At 70.6% G+C, this 18385-nt stretch carries 13 protein-coding genes; 7 read left to right on the forward strand and 6 right to left on the reverse strand.

The window, feature by feature from the left end; all coding sequences use genetic code 11:
* Positions 1-300 precede the first annotated feature (300 nt).
* The 4 genes from ACWGKQ_RS49780 to ACWGKQ_RS49795 all read left to right on the forward strand — a co-directional run bounded on the left by ACWGKQ_RS49780 (position 301) and on the right by ACWGKQ_RS49795 (position 5628).
* A complete protein-coding gene (locus ACWGKQ_RS49780) occupies positions 301-1074 on the forward strand; it encodes an isoprenyl transferase (protein WP_453298746.1) in 774 nt (257 codons plus the stop codon).
* Positions 1075-1482: 408 nt separating this feature from the next.
* Positions 1483-2808 (forward strand): PhoH family protein, encoded by a 1326-nt coding sequence (locus ACWGKQ_RS49785; RefSeq protein WP_453298747.1) that lies wholly within the window; start codon positions 1483-1485, stop codon positions 2806-2808.
* Between the two features lie 426 nt (positions 2809-3234).
* A complete protein-coding gene (locus ACWGKQ_RS49790; RefSeq protein ID WP_453298748.1) occupies positions 3235-3921 on the forward strand; it encodes an aggregation-promoting factor C-terminal-like domain-containing protein in 687 nt (228 codons plus the stop codon).
* Positions 3922-4158: 237 nt separating this feature from the next.
* Complete coding sequence (locus ACWGKQ_RS49795) at positions 4159-5628, forward strand: AI-2E family transporter (RefSeq protein WP_453298749.1); 1470 nt, start codon at positions 4159-4161, stop codon at positions 5626-5628.
* 13 nt (positions 5629-5641) lie between these two features.
* Here ACWGKQ_RS49795 and ACWGKQ_RS49800 read toward each other — a convergent pair whose 3' ends face one another.
* The 3 genes from ACWGKQ_RS49800 to ACWGKQ_RS49810 are packed head-to-tail and all read right to left on the reverse strand — an operon-like array spanning position 5642 to position 9200.
* Entirely contained in the window at positions 5642-7984 is a 2343-nt protein-coding gene (locus ACWGKQ_RS49800; RefSeq protein ID WP_453298750.1) for an ABC transporter permease, read from the reverse strand.
* A complete protein-coding gene (locus ACWGKQ_RS49805) occupies positions 7981-8679 on the reverse strand; it encodes an ABC transporter ATP-binding protein (RefSeq protein ID WP_453298751.1) in 699 nt (232 codons plus the stop codon). Before ACWGKQ_RS49805 ends, ACWGKQ_RS49800 begins: the two co-directional genes overlap by 4 nt.
* Positions 8676-9200: a PadR family transcriptional regulator gene (locus tag ACWGKQ_RS49810; protein WP_453298752.1), complete on the reverse strand. Its 525-nt coding sequence runs from the start codon at positions 9198-9200 to the stop codon at positions 8676-8678. The genes ACWGKQ_RS49805 and ACWGKQ_RS49810 overlap by 4 nt, the downstream gene beginning before the upstream one ends.
* 238 nt (positions 9201-9438) lie before the next feature.
* Here ACWGKQ_RS49810 and ACWGKQ_RS49815 point away from each other — a divergent pair, with 238 nt between their 5' ends.
* Together ACWGKQ_RS49815 and ACWGKQ_RS49820 are read left to right on the forward strand one after the other, a co-directional pair.
* Positions 9439-10395: an NAD-dependent epimerase/dehydratase family protein gene (locus ACWGKQ_RS49815; protein WP_453298753.1), complete on the forward strand. Its 957-nt coding sequence runs from the start codon at positions 9439-9441 to the stop codon at positions 10393-10395.
* Positions 10396-10595: 200 nt separating this feature from the next.
* Positions 10596-13037 (forward strand): transglycosylase domain-containing protein, encoded by a 2442-nt coding sequence (locus ACWGKQ_RS49820; RefSeq protein WP_453298754.1) that lies wholly within the window; start codon positions 10596-10598, stop codon positions 13035-13037.
* 114 nt (positions 13038-13151) lie between these two features.
* Here the strand turns inward: ACWGKQ_RS49820 and ACWGKQ_RS49825 are convergent, their stop codons facing one another.
* From ACWGKQ_RS49825 to ACWGKQ_RS49835, 3 genes are all read right to left on the reverse strand, one after another.
* A complete protein-coding gene (locus tag ACWGKQ_RS49825) occupies positions 13152-15257 on the reverse strand; it encodes a SpoIIE family protein phosphatase (protein WP_453298755.1) in 2106 nt (701 codons plus the stop codon).
* A gap of 304 nt (positions 15258-15561) precedes the next feature.
* On the reverse strand, positions 15562-16287 hold the full coding sequence (fomD, locus tag ACWGKQ_RS49830) for a cytidylyl-2-hydroxypropylphosphonate hydrolase (protein ID WP_453298756.1): 726 nt from the start codon (positions 16285-16287) through the stop codon (positions 15562-15564).
* Positions 16288-16371: 84 nt separating this feature from the next.
* Positions 16372-17757 (reverse strand): class II fumarate hydratase, encoded by a 1386-nt coding sequence (locus ACWGKQ_RS49835; protein WP_453298757.1) that lies wholly within the window; start codon positions 17755-17757, stop codon positions 16372-16374.
* A 183-nt stretch (positions 17758-17940) separates the two neighbouring features.
* On the opposite strand from ACWGKQ_RS49835, the gene ACWGKQ_RS49840 reads away from it, so the two are divergent.
* Positions 17941-18306, forward strand: coding sequence for a hypothetical protein (locus ACWGKQ_RS49840; protein WP_453298758.1), 366 nt, complete (start codon positions 17941-17943; stop codon positions 18304-18306).
* Positions 18307-18385: the final 79 nt, after the last annotated feature.

Below are 18385 nucleotides of genomic sequence, written 5' to 3' on the forward strand. Positions count from 1 at the left end.
GTCCGTCTCCCCCCCACGGACCGGCCCGTTTTTTTGTGCGCGCTTCTCACCCACTTTTCAATCGGTCTCGGGGGCGCGCCCCCGAAGGGGTGCGGGACAGTATCGATATGCGGCTCCGCCGCGTGGGCGCGACCGGCCACAACCCACCCGCACTCGCCGGACGGCACAAGTCCCACTCCCGTGGGGCGCCGTCACCGCCGCGCCTCCCCCAACTCCCAGCGGGGTAGGCTTCGGCGGGCGGACTCCCGCATCCCCAAGCACGCGGACTCCCGCATCCGAATCACGAGGGGCGGACTTCAAGTGAACCTGCGCGACAAGCTGCGCGGCCTGCTCGTCAGGCTCTACGCGCGCCGGGTGGAAGGCCACCTGGACCACGCTCAGGTGCCCAAGCACATCGGCGTCATCATGGACGGCAACCGCCGCTGGGCGAAGGCCGCGGGATCCAGCACGGTGCACGGTCACCGCGCCGGCGCGGAGAAGATCGAGGAATTCCTCGGCTGGTGCACCGAGACCGACGTCGAGGTCGTCACCCTCTGGCTGCTGTCCACGGACAACTTCGACCGCGCCAAGGAGGAGCTGGTCCCGCTTCTCGGCATCATCGAGGACGTCGTCCGCACCCTCGCCGCGGACGGCCGCTGGCGCGTCCACCACGTCGGCACCCCCGACCTGTTGCCCTCTCAGATGCAGACCGCGCTGAAGGAGGCCGAGGAGGCCACCGCGCACGTCGACGGGATACTGGTGAACGTCGCCATCGGCTACGGCGGCCGCCAGGAGATCGCCGACGCCGTCCGCTCGATGATCCAGGACGCCCACGACAAGGGCGTGGCGATGGAGGACCTCGCCGACTCCGTCACCGTCGACATGATCGGCCGGCACCTCTACACCGGCGCCCAGCCCGACCCGGACCTGGTGATCCGCACCAGCGGCGAGCAGCGGCTGTCCGGATTCATGCTCTGGCAGACCGCGCACTCCGAGTACTACTTCTGCGAGGTCTTCTGGCCCGCGTTCCGCAAGGTCGACTTCCTGCGTGCCCTGCGCGACTACGCGGCCCGCGGCCGCCGCTACGGCGGGTGACGTCTTCGTGACGGCGGACGTAACACGGCATACGACCCCCGCCACCGCCGCCACGCTGGATAACCCCGTCGTCACGGTGGATGACCCCACCCCACCCATGAGGCGTAAATCACCCATATTGGGGCGCGCGTAACACGGAGTTCACCTGCGTGTCGTTGCGGACCGTGGCATGGCGGCGCATGTTCGAGGGCATAAGCCAAGCAGGTCGATGCCCGAACCACGGGCATCGGTTCTCAGCGGGCGGCTCGGGGCCGTCCGCCCGGGAGGCCCTTTGCACCAGCCCGACCGTGCGGTCACGGCACGGAAGAAGCAGCGGGGGGCCGGTTTTCGGCCCGTGCAGGGCGGCCGTCAACCGGTCCAGCTCGCCATCGTCGCTCCCCGACCTCATCCGAGGGGGTACGTCCTTCCGTGGTGACCAGCACAACGCGCCGCAAGTCCGACCGGCGCACCTATGTTCTCGACACCAGCGTCCTGCTGGCCGACCCGAACGCCATGGCCCGCTTCGAGGAGCACGAGGTAGTGCTCCCGATCGTCGTGGTCACGGAACTGGAGGCCAAGCGGCACCATCCGGAACTCGGGTACTTCGCCCGGCAGGCACTGCGCCTGCTCGACGACTACCGGGTCCGGCACGGCCGCCTCGATGCCCCCATCCCGATCGGCGAACTCGGCGGCACCATCCGTGTCGAGCTCAACCACTCGGACCCCAGCGTGCTGCCCACCGGCTACCGCCTGGGGGACAACGACTCCCGCATCCTCGCGGTCGCCCGCAACCTCCAGGCCGAGGGATACGACGTCACCGTCGTCTCGAAGGACCTGCCGCTCAGGATCAAGGCCTCGTCGGTCGGCCTCCTCGCCGAGGAGTACCGCGCCGAACTCGCCATCACGGACTCCTCCGGCTGGACCGGCATGTCCGAACTGACCCTGCCCGGCGAACAGGTGGACATCCTCTTCGAGGAGGGCCACGTGTACGTCCCGGAGGCCTCCGACCTCCCCGTGCACACCGGCCTGACCATCCAGTCGGAGCGCGGCAAGGCGCTCGGCCGGGTGACGGCGGAGGGCAACATCCGGCTGGTGCGCGGCGACCGTGAGGCGTTCGGCATCAAGGGCCGCAGCGCCGAGCAGCGCATCGCGCTCGACCTGCTGCTCGATCCGGACGTCGGGATCGTGTCCATGGGCGGCCGGGCCGGCACCGGCAAGAGCGCACTGGCGCTCTGCGCGGGCCTGGAGGCGGTCCTGGAGCGCCGCCAGCACCAGAAGGTGATGGTCTTCCGCCCGCTGTACGCGGTCGGCGGGCAGGAACTCGGCTATCTGCCGGGCTCCGAGGCGGAGAAGATGAGCCCCTGGGCGCAGGCGGTCTTCGACACCCTTTCGGCGGTCACCAGTCGCGAGGTCATCGAGGAGGTCACCGCCCGCGGGATGCTGGAGGTGCTGCCGCTCACCCACATCCGCGGCCGCTCCCTGCACGACGCGTTCGTGATCGTGGACGAGGCCCAGTCGCTGGAACGGAACGTCCTGCTGACCGTTCTGTCCCGGATCGGCGCGAATTCACGGGTCGTTCTGACCCATGACGTGGCGCAAAGGGACAATCTGCGCGTGGGGCGTTACGACGGTGTGGTCGCCGTGGTGGAGAAGCTGAAGGGGCATCCGCTGTTCGCGCATGTCACCCTCACCCGGTCCGAGAGGTCCCAGATCGCGGCTCTTGTGACCGAAATGCTGGAGGACGGACACATCTGAGTCTTCTGGTCCCTGTGTCCAACTTGGGTTGATAACCCACCCGTTGGCGCCGTCCGGCAAAGGCCCCGAGCCTAGCCGGGCGGCGCCTTCGCGTGTGGCGGTTTCCTGAAATCCCCTGGGAGAAACCGGATGTGAGCTTTCACACGCAACTCTGAATTGCCACCCGGCGTCGGGGTACGGCAGAGTCTCACTCCTGTCAGGCCCCGCATACGACACACCTGTACCCCCAGCGGTACGGAACAACAGAAGCAACACTGCTAATTCCATAGCGACGTCGTATGCCGCCCGAGCACCATGCGGCGCTCCCTTCCGGAGTTGCCCCACCGGGCCCGTGTCTCCCGTGACCCAGTAGTGAGGAGACCAGCGTCGGGGGCAAGATTGCGTCCGCCAGGGTCACCGAAGCGGGCGATGCTGGAAGGAAACCGTGTGAGCCGGATCTCGGTCCGGGGATTCGCAGTGGCTTCGGCCACCGCGGTCACCGCCGTCGGAAGTGTCGTGGGCGTCGCCTCGGGCAGTGTTGCCCAGCCGAACAACGATGCCGAAGCAACGGCAGCCGACACCACGCTCCTCGCCGACCTGCCCGCGGGTCAGCAGGCCCAGGTGCAGACCGCGTCCCTGACGCAGCAGGCCGACGCCGTGGCGATCCAGGCGGACGCCACCGCCAAGAAGGACGCCGAGCAGGCGGCCAGGGTGGCCGCGGCCAAGACCGCCGAGGCCAAGAAGGCCGAGGCGGAGAAGGCGGCCAAGGAGGCCAAGGAGCGCGCCGAGGCGAAGACGACGGCCAGCCGTTCGTCCTCCAGCTTCCCGGTCCAGAGCTCGTACACCGTGGCGCAGATCCAGGCGATGGCGCAGCAGATGGTGGCCAGCGGCCAGTTCCAGTGCTTCAGCAACATCGTGGACCACGAGTCCAGCTGGAACTACCAGGCGGTCAACGCCTCCTCCGGCGCCTACGGCCTCTTCCAGGCGCTGCCCGGCTCCAAGATGTCGTCCGTCGGCGCCGACTGGCAGACCAACCCGGCCACGCAGATCAAGTGGGGCCTCAACTACATGAACTCCCGGTACGGCAGCCCTTGCCAGGCCTGGTCGTTCTGGCAGGCGAACCACTGGTACTAGGCGCTCCGCTGGGTTCGACCGACAAACTGCGCTGCGGTTCGTGGTGTCTGAGGTTCGTCGGCCTCTGCGGGTCGTGTGTGGCTGAGCGCGCAGTTCCCCGCGCCCCTTCGGGGCGCTCGCTGTAGCGGGCCTCTTCTCAACCTTCGGCAGCCCCTCCCCGTCCTAGGGGGAGGGGCTGTTGCCCTGTACGGTCGTTGCGGACGACTCCAGGGGGGAGTGGTGGGGAGAGGGCGGATCATGTCGAGCGTGCCTGAGTGGCTCGGCCGTATCGGTGCCGGACTGACCGAGATGGGCGAGCGGTTGGACGAGCGCCGGGCCGAGGTGGAGCGGGAGCATGCCGCGCCGGAGCCGCCCGTTCCGCCCGTGCCCGTTCCGGCGCCCGCCCCGGCCCCGAAGGCCCCCGCGCCCGTCCGGAAGCCGGTGCCGCGCCCCGACCCCGTGACCGCGGTCCCCTGGGGCGTACGGGTCGCCGCCGAGGCCAGCTGGCGGCTGCTGGTGCTGGCCGGCGCCGTCTGGATGCTGATGCGGGTCATCAGCGCCGTCCAACTGGTCGTCTTCGCCTTCGTCGTCGCCCTGCTGATCACCGCCCTGCTCCAGCCCACCGTCGCCCGCCTGCGCCGCTACGGCGTACCGCGCGGCCTCGCCACCGCGCTCACCGCCATCTCCGGGTTCGTGGTGATCGGTCTGATGGGCTGGTTCGTGACCTGGCAGGTCATGGAGAACGTCGACACACTCTCCGACCAGATCCAGAGCGGTATCGACGATCTGCGCAACTGGCTGCTGAAGAGCCCCTTCCACGTCACCGACAAGCAGATCAACCAGATCGCCAAGAACCTCCGCGAGGCGATCGGCGCCAACACCGACCAGATCACGTCGTTCGGTCTGGAGGGCGTCCAGGTCGTCGTGGAGGCACTGACCGGGATCCTGCTGGTCTTCTTCTCGACGCTCTTCCTGCTCTACGACGGCGACCGCATCTGGCGCTGGTTCCTGAAGCTGGTCCCCGCCGCCGCCCGCGAGGGCGTGGCCGGCGCCGGCCCGCGCGCCTGGCGCACGCTCACCGCCTACGTCCGGGGCACCGTGCTGGTCGCCCTCATCGACGCCATCTTCATCGGCATCGGCATCTACTTCCTGGACGTCCCGATGGCCGTGCCGCTGGCCGTCTTCATCTTCCTGTTCTCCTTCATCCCGCTCGTCGGCGCGGTCGCCTCCGGCGCGCTGGCGGTGATCGTGGCGCTGGTCACCCAGGGCGTGTTCACCGCGGTCATGACCCTGGCCGTCGTCCTCGCGGTCCAGCAGATCGAGGGCCACATCCTCCAGCCGTTCATCCTGGGCCGGGCGGTCCGCGTCCACCCCCTCGCCGTGGTCCTCACGGTCACGGCCGGCAGCCTGGTGGCGGGCCTGGGCGGCGCGGTGGTGGCGGTGCCGCTGGTGGCGGTGACCAACACCGTCGTCAGCTATCTCCACCGGTACTCGCAGGAGCGGTACGCGGGCACCGCGCCCGACGAGGACGACCAGTCACCCCCATCGCCCCGCCCCGCGCTCGACGACGGCGATCAGCCGCATCAACCGCTCCGTCCCGCGTCTGGCGGCGGCGATCAGCCACATGAATCAGCCCGTCCGGCCATTGAGGACGAGGCCGTTCAGGCTGAAGGGGGGTCCGGGGGCGCAGCCCCCAGGGATGCGGAAGACCCCGCCCACGAGAGGTGAGCGGGGTCCCCGGTCATTCGGTGCGCAGCCCGTCCGGGCGCATCAGGCGCAGCAGCGCCGGCAGGCTGAGCAGGGTCACGGCGAGGACGATCGCCGCGCCGAACCCGGTCATCGACAGCACACTCGGCCAGTCCACGCGCAGCGGCACGGCCGTCATCTTCATCAGCACCCCGCCGAGCGTCAGCCCGACCACCATGGCAAGCAGCAGGCCCAGGGTGATGGGGATCGCCGTCTGCCACAGCACGGACAGGGTCAGGGTGCGGCGCCGGGTGCCGAAGGCGATCAGCGACGACAGCAGCTTCTTGCGCTCGCGCAACTGCTCCAGCTGGGAGACCAGCAGGCTCGCCCCGATGAGGGCGAGGACGGCGGCGGCGCCCACGAACAGGCCGGTGCGGATGGTGTCGTAGCGGGTGGAGCGCTGGGTCGACTGCCAGATCGACACGTCGGCGAGCGGGTCGACGGTGTGGACGGCGGTCCGTACCTCCTCGGTGGCGTCCGATTCCGGGACCTTCGGATCCAGCAGGACGTAGACGCTGCTCGTGAGGCTCGGGCGGGCCTTGGCCGGCAGGGCGGACGGGGTGACCAGTAGGCCCGTGAGGTCACTGCGCAGGGCGTCCTTGCGGACCTGCGCCCGCCCCAGCTCGGCCGGCAGCGTCCAACGTGCCTCGACACCCTTCGTGCTGCCGGGGTAGGTGGGGTCGACCCAGACCGTGTGCCCCGGCGTCATCATTTTGCGGGAGGCGGGATCGGTGAACGCGTCACTGGAGATGAAGACGTCACCGTCGTGGCAGGCGGAGATCCTGGCCAGTTCCCGCAGGGCCGCGCAGTCGCCGACCATGATCTGTATGGTGTCCTCGGTGCCCGCGGGCCGGGCCCCGAACGAGGTCTCCGACAGTGCCACGGTCTGCCGTACGCCCCGGGTCTCCCGCAGTGTGCGGGCGGTGGCGTCCGGGGTCGTGGTGGCGCGCAGGTCGACCTCCAGCTGGGTGCGGGACGGGTCCTTCCCGGTCGACTTCGTGTAGTCCGCGTCGACGCCGGAGAACAGCATCTGGAGTGCGATCGCCCCGGCCACCGCCACCGCGATGCCGTTCACCATCCGGGCCGCCGTGCCGCTGCTCAACTGGAGCCTGCGGACCGCCAGTTGCCAGGAGACCGAGCCGCCGTCCAGGCGGCCGACGGCCCGCTCCACCACCCAGGGCAGCAGTGCGGTGATGCCGACCAGCAGGGCCAGCACGCCGAAGGTCACCAGGTACGGGTTGAAGTCACCGCCGCTGTTGCCCTTCCCGATCATCGGGGTGAGCATCAGCAGGCCGAGCAGCGGCAGCAGCAGCCGCCACCACAGCCGGCGCCGCCCGGGCCCGGACGCGCGCACCACGCCCAGCGGTTCGATGACGACCCGGCGCAGCGAGAACAGGGTGACCAGCACGGCGGTCGCCGGGACCGCGACGGCCACCAGCAGCGCCAGCACGGGCGACGGGGTGAGGTAGTCCGGGAAGATGCTGATGCCGAACAGCTCGATCGACCCGGCGAGTTGTGCCCCGGCCAGGAAGAAGCCGACGCCGAACACCAGGCCCAGCACCGAGCCCGCGAGCGCCTCGCCCGCCGCGATCCGCCGGGCCATCCCGCCGTCGCAGCCGACCAGCCGCAGGGCCGCGAGCCGCCGGTCGCGCTGCTCGCCGCCGAACCGCACGGCGGTGGCGACGAAGATGGCGACCGGGGTGAGCAGCACCACGAACACCATCAGGACGAGCAGCAGCAGGACCGGGTCCAGCGGTTCGGATCCCTGGTCGGAGGTGTCCCCGAAGTGGTTGATCCGCTGCACCGAGGCCTTGCCGATCAGCGGGGCCAGGTGCTCGGAGCCCCCGTAGTAGGCGAGTTCGCGGGAGCCGATGAGCCCGGACTCCCCGATGGTGCCGACGACCTTGCCGGGCAGCCGCTCGCGCAGCAGTGCGGTGCCGGGGGACTTCAGCAGGCTGGCCAGGGCGGGGGAGACGTACATCTCGCCCGCGGCCGGGAGCCTGTCGATGCCCGGCGGCAGGGGTGCCTTGGCGCCCTCCGGCTGGAGCAGCCGGCCGCGTACGTCCTGGTCGTGCCAGACGGTGTCGGTGTGGGCGACCACGACGGTGTTCGCGGCCGCCGGCATCTTCGCGGGGGACAGCAGGTAGTCCTGCCGATTCGCCTCGCGCGCGTGCCGGGTGTCCAGGATGCTGGGCACCGCCGCGGTGAGCAGCAGCAGCGCCACCCCGAGCCCGACGCCGACGCCCGTCAGCAGCGCCCGGATCCAGCCCTCGCGTCCGCCGGTGAAGGCGAACCGCGCCCCCATGGCCAGGTCCCCGGCCCAGCGCCCCCGGCTCATACGGTCCGCTCCATGTCCCGGGACCGGCCGTCCCGTACGACGATCTCGCGGTCGGAGTAGGCGGCCACCCGTGCCTCGTGCGTGACGAGGACGACGGCCGCGTTGGTGGAGCGGGCGGCGTCCGTGAGCAGTTCCATCACCCGCTCGCCGTTGAGCGAGTCGAGCGCGCCGGTCGGTTCGTCCGCGAACAGCACCCGCGGCCCGGTCACCAGCGAGCGCGCCACCGCGACCCGCTGTCCCTGACCGCCGGAGACCTCGCCGGGCCGCTTCTTCGCGAGGTCGTCGACCTCCAGGCGCCGCATCCAGTCCAGCGCGGCCTTCTCGGCCTCCTTGCGGGAGGTGCCGTTCAGCCGCAGCGGCAGCGCCACGTTCTCCACGCAGGTCAGTTCGGGCACCAGCTGTCCGAACTGGAAGACGAACCCGAACTCGCTGCGGCGCAGCGCGCTGCGCTCGGCGTCGTTCATGGTCGCCATCTCGCGGCCGGCGTACTTGATCGACCCGGAGTCGGGCGGCACGATCCCGGCGAGGCAGTGCAGCAGCGTCGACTTGCCGGACCCGGAGGGGCCCATCACGGCGACGACCTCGCCCGGGTGTATGGAGAACCCGGCCCCGTCGAGGGCGACGGTCGGGCCGTACGCCTTGCGCAGGTCCTCGGCGGTGAGCAGCGAACCGGCCGGAGCGGCGGGGGCGTTCACGCGGCCACCTCCGCCCGGAGCTTGTCGAGCCGGGCCGCGGTCAGCTCCAGCCAGCGCAGGTCCGCCTCCAGGTGGAACAGCGCGTGGTCGCAGACGAGCTGGTCCGCGAGGTCGCCGTGGCGCTTGCGGTCGGTGAGGATGCGCATGCTGCGCAGGTGCTCGGAGCGCTGGCTGTCCAGGATGTCGCCGGCGTTGCGGTGCGTCAGGAGGGCGAGCACGACCTTGGTGTACAGCGTCGACTGGAGGTACTCCGCCGGCTTCTCCGGTGTCGCCAGCCACTGCTCGACGTCGGTGACCCCGGCGTCGGTGATGGCGTACCGCTTCCGCTCGGGTCCGCCGCCGGCCTCGATGCCGTCGACTTCCACGAGCCCGTTCTTCAGCAGCCGGGACATCGTCGAATAGACCTGGCCGTAGTGCAGCGGCCGGTCGTGACCGAACTTCTCGTCGAAGGCCCGCTTCAGGTCGTAACCGTGGCGCGGGCCGGACTCCAGGAGCCCCAGGAGGGTGTGACCGATGGACATGCGGAGCACTCTACACACGGTGTATACGCAGTGTGTATACGCGCCGTGTGTAGATCATGGCCCACTGTGCGGACGCGCAGGTGGGGGCCGATTGTCACGGTTCTGCGACAGCGCGATGTCACGGCCGCGGGGGCTGTCTCGTCTCGTCTCCGGTCCGGGAGCCGGTTCCCGGACCGGGCCGGCTCAGGAACGCATCAGGACCGGCTCAGGACGGCTCAGGACGGATATCAGGAAGGTGATGGTCGTGCGGGTGTTCGTGGCAGGGGGCAGTGGGGTGCTGGGGCGGCGGCTGGTGCCGCGGCTGGTGGCGCGGGGGCATCAGGTGACGGCAACGACGACCGGCGAGGCCAAGCTGGGACTGCTGACGGAACTGGGCGCGGACGGGGTCGTCATGGACGCCCTGGACGCACTGTCGGTCGGGGCGGCGGTCGCCGCGGCCCGCCCGGACGTGATCGTCCATCAGCTGACCGCGATCTCCCCGGCGCACGCCGGCAAGCCCGACATCAGGCACCCCGACCGCTGGTTCGCCCAGACCAACCGGCTGCGCACCGAGGGCACCGATCATCTGCTCGCCGCCGCCGAGGCGACCGGGGTACGGCATGTCGTCGCGCAGAGCCACGCCAGCTGGAACGGCAACCGCGAGGGCGGCTGGGTGAAGACGGAGGAGGACCCGCTGGACCTGATGGAGGGCACGCCCGCGCACGGCGGGATGCTGGCGCTCCGCCACCTGGAGGAAGCGGTCCTGCGGTCCGGCGGCGCCGCCCTGCGCTACGGCGCCTTCTACGGCCCGGGCGCCATCGACGACCAGGTGGAGCTGATCCGCCGGCGCCAGTACCCCCTGGTCGGCCGGGCCGCCGGACACAGCAGCTGGATCCACCTCGACGACGCGGCGAGCGCGACCGTCCTCGCGGTGGAGCAGCGGGCGCGGGGCGTGTTCAACATCGTCGACGACGAGCCGGCGGCGGCCGCCGACTGGCTGCCGTACCTGGCCGAGTGCGCCGGGGCCCGGCGGCCGTTGCGGGTGCCGGTGTGGCTGGCCCGTCTCGTGGCCGGCGAACAGGCGGTCGTCATCATGACCCAGGGCCGCGGCTTCTCCAACGCCAAGGCCAAGCGGGAGCTGGGCTGGGAGCTGCGCCATCCGTCCTGGCGACAGGGGTTCAAGGAGGAGCTGACGTATCCAAGTGGTATCGCTTGACGGCACCGCGCAACCCTGAGCCTGCTGTGTTCGTCGGTTCCCTTGGACAGGGGTGCTCATTGTCACGTCCGAAAAAGGGCAGATCGCGCGTCCGCTGTCATAGAGAGCGGTGTTAGTTTTCTGGACTGACCTGAGCCACGTACCTGTGTGACACCCGTACACACGTGTGACAGCCGAGACGAAGCGGAGCAGACGGACTCATGGGACGAGCGGACGACAGAAGAGCGCGACAGCGTGGTGGCCGCCGCGCCGCGCCGCGGAACCGCACGTCCGAGCAGGCCGGGCCCGAGGCGCCGACGACGGCGGAGGGCGGCACCACGACGGTGGTCGAGTCCCCGGGCGCCCCGGGCGCCGAGGGCGCCACCCGCGCGGAGCGCCGCCGGGCCGCCGCCGGGAAACCGGGCAAGTCCGCTCCGCCGGGAAAGCCCGGAGCACCGGGAAAGCCCGCCAAGGGCCGGATACGCAGGCTGTTCACCTGGAAGAAGATGCTCGGCGCCTTCTTCACCGTCTGTCTGCTGGGCATCGGCGCCTTCATCGCGCTGTACACGATGGTGAGCGTCCCCGAGGGCAACGCGCTCGCGCAGACGCAGAGCAACGTCTACAAGTACAGCGACGGCAGCGTCCTGGCCCGCAAGGGCACCGTCAACCGCGAGATAGTCGACCTCTCCAAGGTCCCGAAGGCCGTCCAGCACACCTTCGTCGCCGCGGAGAACAAGACCTTCTACACGGACAACGGCATCGACCTCAAGGGCATGGCCCGCGGCCTCTACAACACCGCGCGGGGCCGTGGCACCCAGGGCGGATCGACGATCACCCAGCAGTACGTCAAGAACTACTACCTCGACCAGGACCAGACCGTCACGCGCAAGCTGAAGGAACTGGTCATCTCGCTGAAGGTGGACCGCGAGAAGTCCAAGGACGACATCCTCGCGGGCTACATCAACACCAGCTACTACGGCCGCGGCGCCTACGGCATCCAGGCCGCCGCCCAGGCCTACTACGGCGTCGACGCCGAGAAGCTCTCGGTCCCGCAGGGCGCCTATCTGGCCGCGCTGCTCCAGGCGCCCAGCCAGTACGACTGGGCGGTGGCGGGCCCCGTCGGCAGGAAGCTGGTGAAGGCACGCTGGAACTACGTCCTGGACAACATGGTCGGCCAGAACTGGCTGGACAAGTCCAAGCGTGACGGCATGACGTTCCCGATCCCCAAGGAACCGAAGGCCGCCGCCGGCCTGGAGGGCCAGAAGGGCTATCTGGTCGAACTGGCCAACACCCAGCTGGAGAACCAGCTGATGAAGTCGCAGGGCGTCACCCGGTCCGAGGCGGAGGCACTGGTCGTCGACCAGGGCTGGACGATCACCCTGAACATCGACCCGAAGAAGCAGACGAAGCTGGAGGCGGCCGTCAAGAGCCAGCTCACCAGCAAGCTGGACGGCAAGAAGCGCAAGGTCGACGACAACGTCCAGGCCGGCGCCGTCTCCGTCGACCCCAAGACCGGCAAGATCCTCGCCCTGTACGGCGGCGTGGACTACTACAAGCACTACACCGACAACGCCACCCGCGCCGACTACCAGCCGGCGTCCACCTTCAAGCCGATCATCCTCGCCGCCGCGCTGGACCAGAACGCCAAGACGCAGACCGGCAAGGACATCAACGCCAACACGATCTACGACGGCACCAGCCGCCGACCGGTCAAGGGCAGCGACATCGCCTTCGCACCGCCGAACGAGGACGACGCCGACTACGGCAACATCACCGTGCAGACGGCCATGAACAAGTCCGTCAACTCGGTGTTCGCGCAGATGGGCGTGGACGTCGGCATGAAGAACGTGCTGAAGGTCGCCGACGACCTCGGCCTGGACACCGAGAAACTCCAGGCGGTGCCCGCGATGACCCTGGGCAGCATGGGCGCGAGCCCGCTGGAGATGGCCTCGGTGTACGCCACCCTCGACAACCACGGCCAGAAGGTCACCCCGACGATCCTCGCGTCCGCGGAGAAGACCGGCCGCAAGGTCGACCTGCCGAACCCGATCGGCAGCCAGGTGATCAGCTCGGAGGCGGCCGACCAGGTGACGTCGGTGCTGACCGGCGTGGTCGACGACGGTACGGCCAAGGTGTCGGTGGCGCAGAACCCGCTGCGCAAGGGCCAGCAGGTGGCCGGCAAGACGGGTACGTCCGACAGCAACAAGTCGGCCTGGTTCACCGGCTACACGCCCGACCTGGTGACCTCGGTCGGCCTGTTCGGCGAGGCCAAGAAGAACGGCGCACAGGTCTCGCTGACTGGCGCCACGGGCCTCATCCCCGGCACCGGCCGTATCAACGGTGGCGGTTATCCGGCGCAGATCTGGGCGGCGTACACCTTCGGCGTCACGAAGAAGGCCAAGTTCGACCTGAACACCGACCTCGGCGCGGCCGTCCAGCCGACGGAGTCGCCGACCCCCAGCTCGACCCCGTCCGAGACGCCCTCGCAGACCCCGAGCTCGACCCCGACGAAGTCCGCGACCCCGTCCCAGACCCCGTCCCAGACCCCGAGTTCCACCCCGACGAAGTCCCCGGCCCCGACAACGAGCGCCCCGTCGACCCCGTCCCAGACCCCGACGGGCGGCGTCACGGACAACCCGCTGGACCCGGCCGACGACCAGTAGTCGCCCGGGCGCTTGTGAGGGGCGCTGACAACAGCGCCCCTTCAGGGGCGCGGGGAACTGCGCGGCCGGCCACAGCCGGTTCGCAGTTCCCCGACAACCTCAAGTCCCGCGGCGCTATCGGTTCAGCTCGAACCAGACGACCTTCCCGGTGCTCAACCGGGTCGCTCCCCACCGCCGGGCCAGCCGGTTCACCAGGTACAGGCCCCGGCCGCCCTCGTCCGTCGCCCGCGCCTGGCGCAACCGCGGCAACTGCGGCACGTCGTCCCCGACCTCGCACCGCAGCACATCGGTCCGCAGCAACCGCAACGTCACCGGCCGCGACGCGTACCGCACCGCGTTCGTGACGACCTCGCTGACCAACAGCTCGACGGAGTCGCTGAGTTCCTCAAGACCCCAGCGGGCCAGCGCCCTGCGCGCCAGCCGCCGGGCGCGCCCCGGCGCCGCGTCCTCCGGCTCCAGGAACCAGTACGCCACATCACTCGGCGCGATCCCGTCGAACCGGGCGGCGAGCAGCGCGATGTCGTCGTCGCGGTCACCCGGCCCGAGCATGTCGAGCACCTCGTCGCACAGCGCCTCAAGGGGCGGCGGATGGTCCGGCCCCGTCAGCTGCGCGGTCGCGGCGAGCTTCTCGCGCAACTGCTCTATGCCGGTCCACACGTCCCGCAGCCGGGACTCCACCAGCCCGTCGGTGTAGAGGAGCAGGGTCGCTCCGGCCGGCGCGTCCAGCTCGACCGCCTCGAAGTCGACCCCGCCGACGCCGATCGGCGCCCCGGCCGGCACCCGCAGCACCTCCGCACGGCCGCCCAGGTGCAGCAGCACCGGCGGCGGATGGCCGGCGTTGGCGATGGTGATGCGATGCGACACCGGGTCGTACACGGCGTACAGGCAGGTCGCCATCCGGTCGCTGCCGAGCCGCTGGGCCTGCTCGTCGAGGTGGTGCAGGACCTCCTGCGGCGGCAGGTCCAGCCCCGCCAGTGTCTGCGCGGTCGTCCGCAGCTGGCCCATGATCGCCGCAGACGTCATGGAGTGGCCCATGACGTCGCCCACGACCAGTGCCACCCTGCTGCCCGGCAGCGGGATCGCGTCGTACCAGTCGCCGCCGACCCGGGCGGTCTCGGCGGCCGGGAGGTAGCGGGACGCCAGCCGCACGCCCGTCGCGCTCGGCAGGTTCTCCGGCAGCATGGTCCGCTGCAGCTCGTCGGCGATGTAGGCCTCCCGGCCGTACAGCACCGCCTTGTCGATGCCCAGCGCGCTGTGCGTGGCCAGCTGGGCGGCGACCAGCAGGTCGTCGGCCTCGAACGCCAGCCGCTCCGGACGGCGCAGGAACAGGGCTGCGCCGATCACCCGGCGCCGGCCGCGCAGCGGGGCGAGGATGGCGTGCTGGGCGCCGGGTACGAGCGCTTCGTTGCCCTCGCCGAGGAGTTCGGGCAGCGCCGCGCGGGCGGCGGGGGAGTCGGCGAAAACCGGTCGTACGCCCCGCAGTACCTCGTTGAGCGCACCGCCCGGCCGTACCTCGCACAGCTCCGCGGTGAGCGCGGCCAGGCCGAGGTCGGCCGGATCCGGCTCCGGGACCGGCACCGGCAGGAAGCCGCCGTCGGTGTCCCGCTCCTCCGGGATCCGGTCGGTGCGGCGCAGCCGCAGCACCACCGGGCCGACGGGCCGCTCGTCGCCGACCGGCAGGGGGTCGCGCAGATAGACCAGGATCGCGTCCGAGAAGGTCGGCACGGTCGCCCGGCACAGCCCCATCACGATCTCGTCCAGGTCGATGCCCCGGGCGATCCTGCGGGTCGCGGCGCCCACGAAGCGCAGCCGGTCGCCGTCCCGCCGCATCGGCATCGGCCGGCCGGGCGGCAGCCCGCGTCCGCTGCGGCGCTCCTGCGCGCCCACCGCCCGCTCCGGCTCGGCCCCGGGCTGCGGCGGGATGCCCTCCGGGGTGGGGCGCGGCCGGTGCGGATCGGGCTCAGCGCTGGTGGGCTGGGCGTGCTCGGGGCCGTTGACGGAGTGCTCCTTGGACGTGCTGGTACCGGGACCGGAGGGCGTCTCGCCCGCGCGGGCCTGTGCCGGTAATGCGGTGCCGCCGCGCGGACAGGGCTGCGGTTGTCCCTGTGTCTGCACCTGCGGCTGCGGCTGGGGCTGCGGGGAACGCAGGAGCGCCCCGCGGGCCTCCGCGGGGTCGACGCCCGGCTGTGGGCGCTCGTAGGAGGTGGGGTGCTCCGTCACGCGTGTCGAATCCGTCCGTCCGGGGCTGCGCGCCGGGCGCGCAGGTGGTCCCGCCGAAGTGCCGATACCCGGATTAGGTGTCCCAGGAACGGAATTTCGGCGTGGCTGGAGGCTGTTCCTGTGCCACCGGCGAACGATCTGCGGCCCGCGGCCCGCTCGCCGGTGTTGCCCTCGTACCCCTCGCTCACGTCCTGCCGCCCCTCGGTGACGTTCGGTCAAGCCCGGCGCATGCGCCGGGAGTTGTGCTCACGTTTCCTTGCGGAGGACGATCCTACGGTTGTGCACCGGGGGCGCATCAAGGGTCTCATGAGGACACGTGCGCGGGCGTACGGTCCCAGTCCTCCGGCAGTGACGGTACCGCCCAGGAGGGGTCCGGGCGCCAGTGCTGCCAGCCGTCCGAGAACGGCGCCTCCCAGGCCTCGACGGCGGCCACCGCGGCCAGGCCCGCCGCCCGCACCGCCGCGGCCGTCTCCGCGGCCATCAGGCCGTCCCGCTGGGCCTGCGCGAACTCGTCCTCGTCGAGCCAGTACCAACTGCGGTCCGGGTGCACGGAGATGTCCAGAAAGTAGTCCTCCGAGTCCACTCCGCCGTTCCAACGGATCAGCGGCTGCTCAAGGTTGACGTACCAGTTCTTGAACTGCCAGCCCGGCGCCCAGAACAGCCACACCGACCAGGGCTGACCGGGCCGGGCCAGCTTCAGCACCCCGGTGCCGAGCCAGTGGCCGTGCGCGACCGACCGCGGCTTGGTGTACCGGGACTCCAGCGGCTCCTCGCGCACCGACGAGCCGTCGGCGAGCACCGGCTTGACGCACTCGGTGCCGGGGGCCAGCCAGACGGCGAGCAGTTCCGCGTCGTCCCGGACGACGGTGACAGGGCGCGCGATGTGGAAGCCGTGCCCGGCGTTCTCCCGGTACCGCCACAGGATCTGGCTCCCGGGTGTCCAGAAACCGGTCTCGTCACCGGTTCCGTCACCGGTCGCACCGCCCGTTTCCCCGCGCATCACGCGTCTCACCGCTCCACCGTCTGCCATGCACAGATATTAGGTGCCATAGGCATACGACGCTGCGGCGGACGTCACGGTTCTGGCCGGGCGGCGCGAAACGTTCGCAGGCGGTTACGGCCGTGTCATCCGCAGGACATCCAGCGCCTCGTCCAGCTGTTCGACGGTCAGGTCGCCCCGCTCGACGTACCCGCCCTCGACGACGACCTGGCGGATCGTCTTCCGCTCCGCCAGCGCCTTCTTGGCGACCTTGGCGGCCTCCTCGTACCCGATGTACCTGTTCAGCGGCGTCACCACGGACGGCGACGACTCGGCGTACTCCCGCGCCCGCTCCCGGTGCGCGACGATCCCGTCCACGGTCCGGTCGGCGAGCAGCCGCGAGACGTTGGCCAGCAGCCGGACGGACTCCAGCACGTTCTTCCCGATGACCGGAAGCATCACGTTGAGCTCGAAGTTCCCGGCCGCGCCGGCCACGGCGATCGTCTGGTCGTTCCCGATCACCTGTGCGGCCACCATCAACACGGCTTCCGGAATGACCGGGTTGACCTTCCCCGGCATGATCGAGGACCCCGGCTGCAGATCCGGCAGCGCGATCTCGGCGAGCCCGGTCCGCGGCCCCGAGGACATCCACCGCAGATCATTCGCGATCTTCGTCAGCCCGACCGCGACGGTCCGCAGCTGCCCGCTGGTCTCCACGATCCCGTCCCGGGCGCCCTGCGCCTCGAAGTGGTTCCGCGCCTCCGTGAACGGCAGCCCGGTGACCCGGGCCACCTCCTCGATCACCGCGGCGGAGAACCCGGGCGGCGTGTTGATCCCGGTACCCACCGCCGTCCCCCCGAGCGGCAGCTCCGCCAGCCGGGGCAGCGAGGCCCGCAGCCGCTCGACGCCGTACCGCACCTGCGCCGCGTACCCGCCGAACTCCTGCCCCAGGGTGACCGGCGTGGCGTCCATCAGATGCGTCCGCCCGGACTTCACCACATCGGCGAACTCCTCGGACTTCCTGGTCAGGGAGTCGGCCAGATGGTCGAGCGCCGGAATCAGGTCCCGGGTGACGGCGGCGGTGGCGGCGATGTGGATGGACGACGGAAACACGTCGTTGGAGGACTGCGAGGCGTTCACATGGTCGTTGGGGTGGACGTCCCGTCCCAGCCGCTCGGTCGCCAGCGTCGCGATGACCTCGTTGGCGTTCATGTTCGACGACGTCCCCGACCCCGTCTGGAACACGTCGACGGGGAAGTGCTCGTCCCACTTCCCCTCGGCGACCTCCCCGGCCGCCTCCTGGATCGCCTGGGCGACGTCCTTGTCGACCACCCCCAGCTCGGCGTTCACCTTGGCCGCCGCCCCCTTGATCCGGGCCAGCGCCTCGATGTGCGCGCGCTCGATCCGCTGCCCGGAGACCGGGAAGTTCTCGACGGCCCGCTGAGTCTGGGCCCGCCACTTGGCGTGGGCGGGCACCCGGACCTCGCCCATGGAGTCGTGTTCGATGCGGTAGTCGCTCATGCCCTTGTCAGCGATCGGGACGCGGTGGTTGTTCCGGCCTGCTGCATTGGCACCACCGACGTCACCGGCTAGGGGGACGGCACCCCCTCCCACCGAGCAGGACATCCAGCGTAAATGTGACTATCAGCCCAAGGTGACAGGACGATTCCCCGCCGTCACCACGGCTGGCAGAAGGGCCATTCCATGAACTTCACTCCAAAGGGCCTGCTCGGCGCCATCGCGGCGGTGTCCATAGGCACGGTGACCCTGCTGGGCGTGGGAGCCGGCACCGCCGGCGCCGCCGGGCGCGCCCACTGCGACCGCGCCGAACGCCCGGTCTGGAGCGGCGACCCCAGCCGCAACGTCACCGGCCACGGCTGCACTCTGCCGTCCGGCGAACGCCGCTGGTACCGCGTGGAGGTCGACGACCTCGTGGAGCCCCACCACGAGACGGAGTACCAGGCCGGCCCGGTCGACCACACCGAAACGGACCACGACAGAACCATCAGATGCATGGGCTACACCACCGACGGCGACACGGTGAACTGGTTCGGCTGCATGCCCCACTGACGCCTGCCGGCCACAATCCGGCGCGCACCCCCACTCTCCAGCCCGTCCGGCGTTCGAGGAGGAGAACCACATCTCAGCC

The sequence above is a fragment of the Streptomyces sp. NPDC054770 genome, from assembly GCF_053611985.1.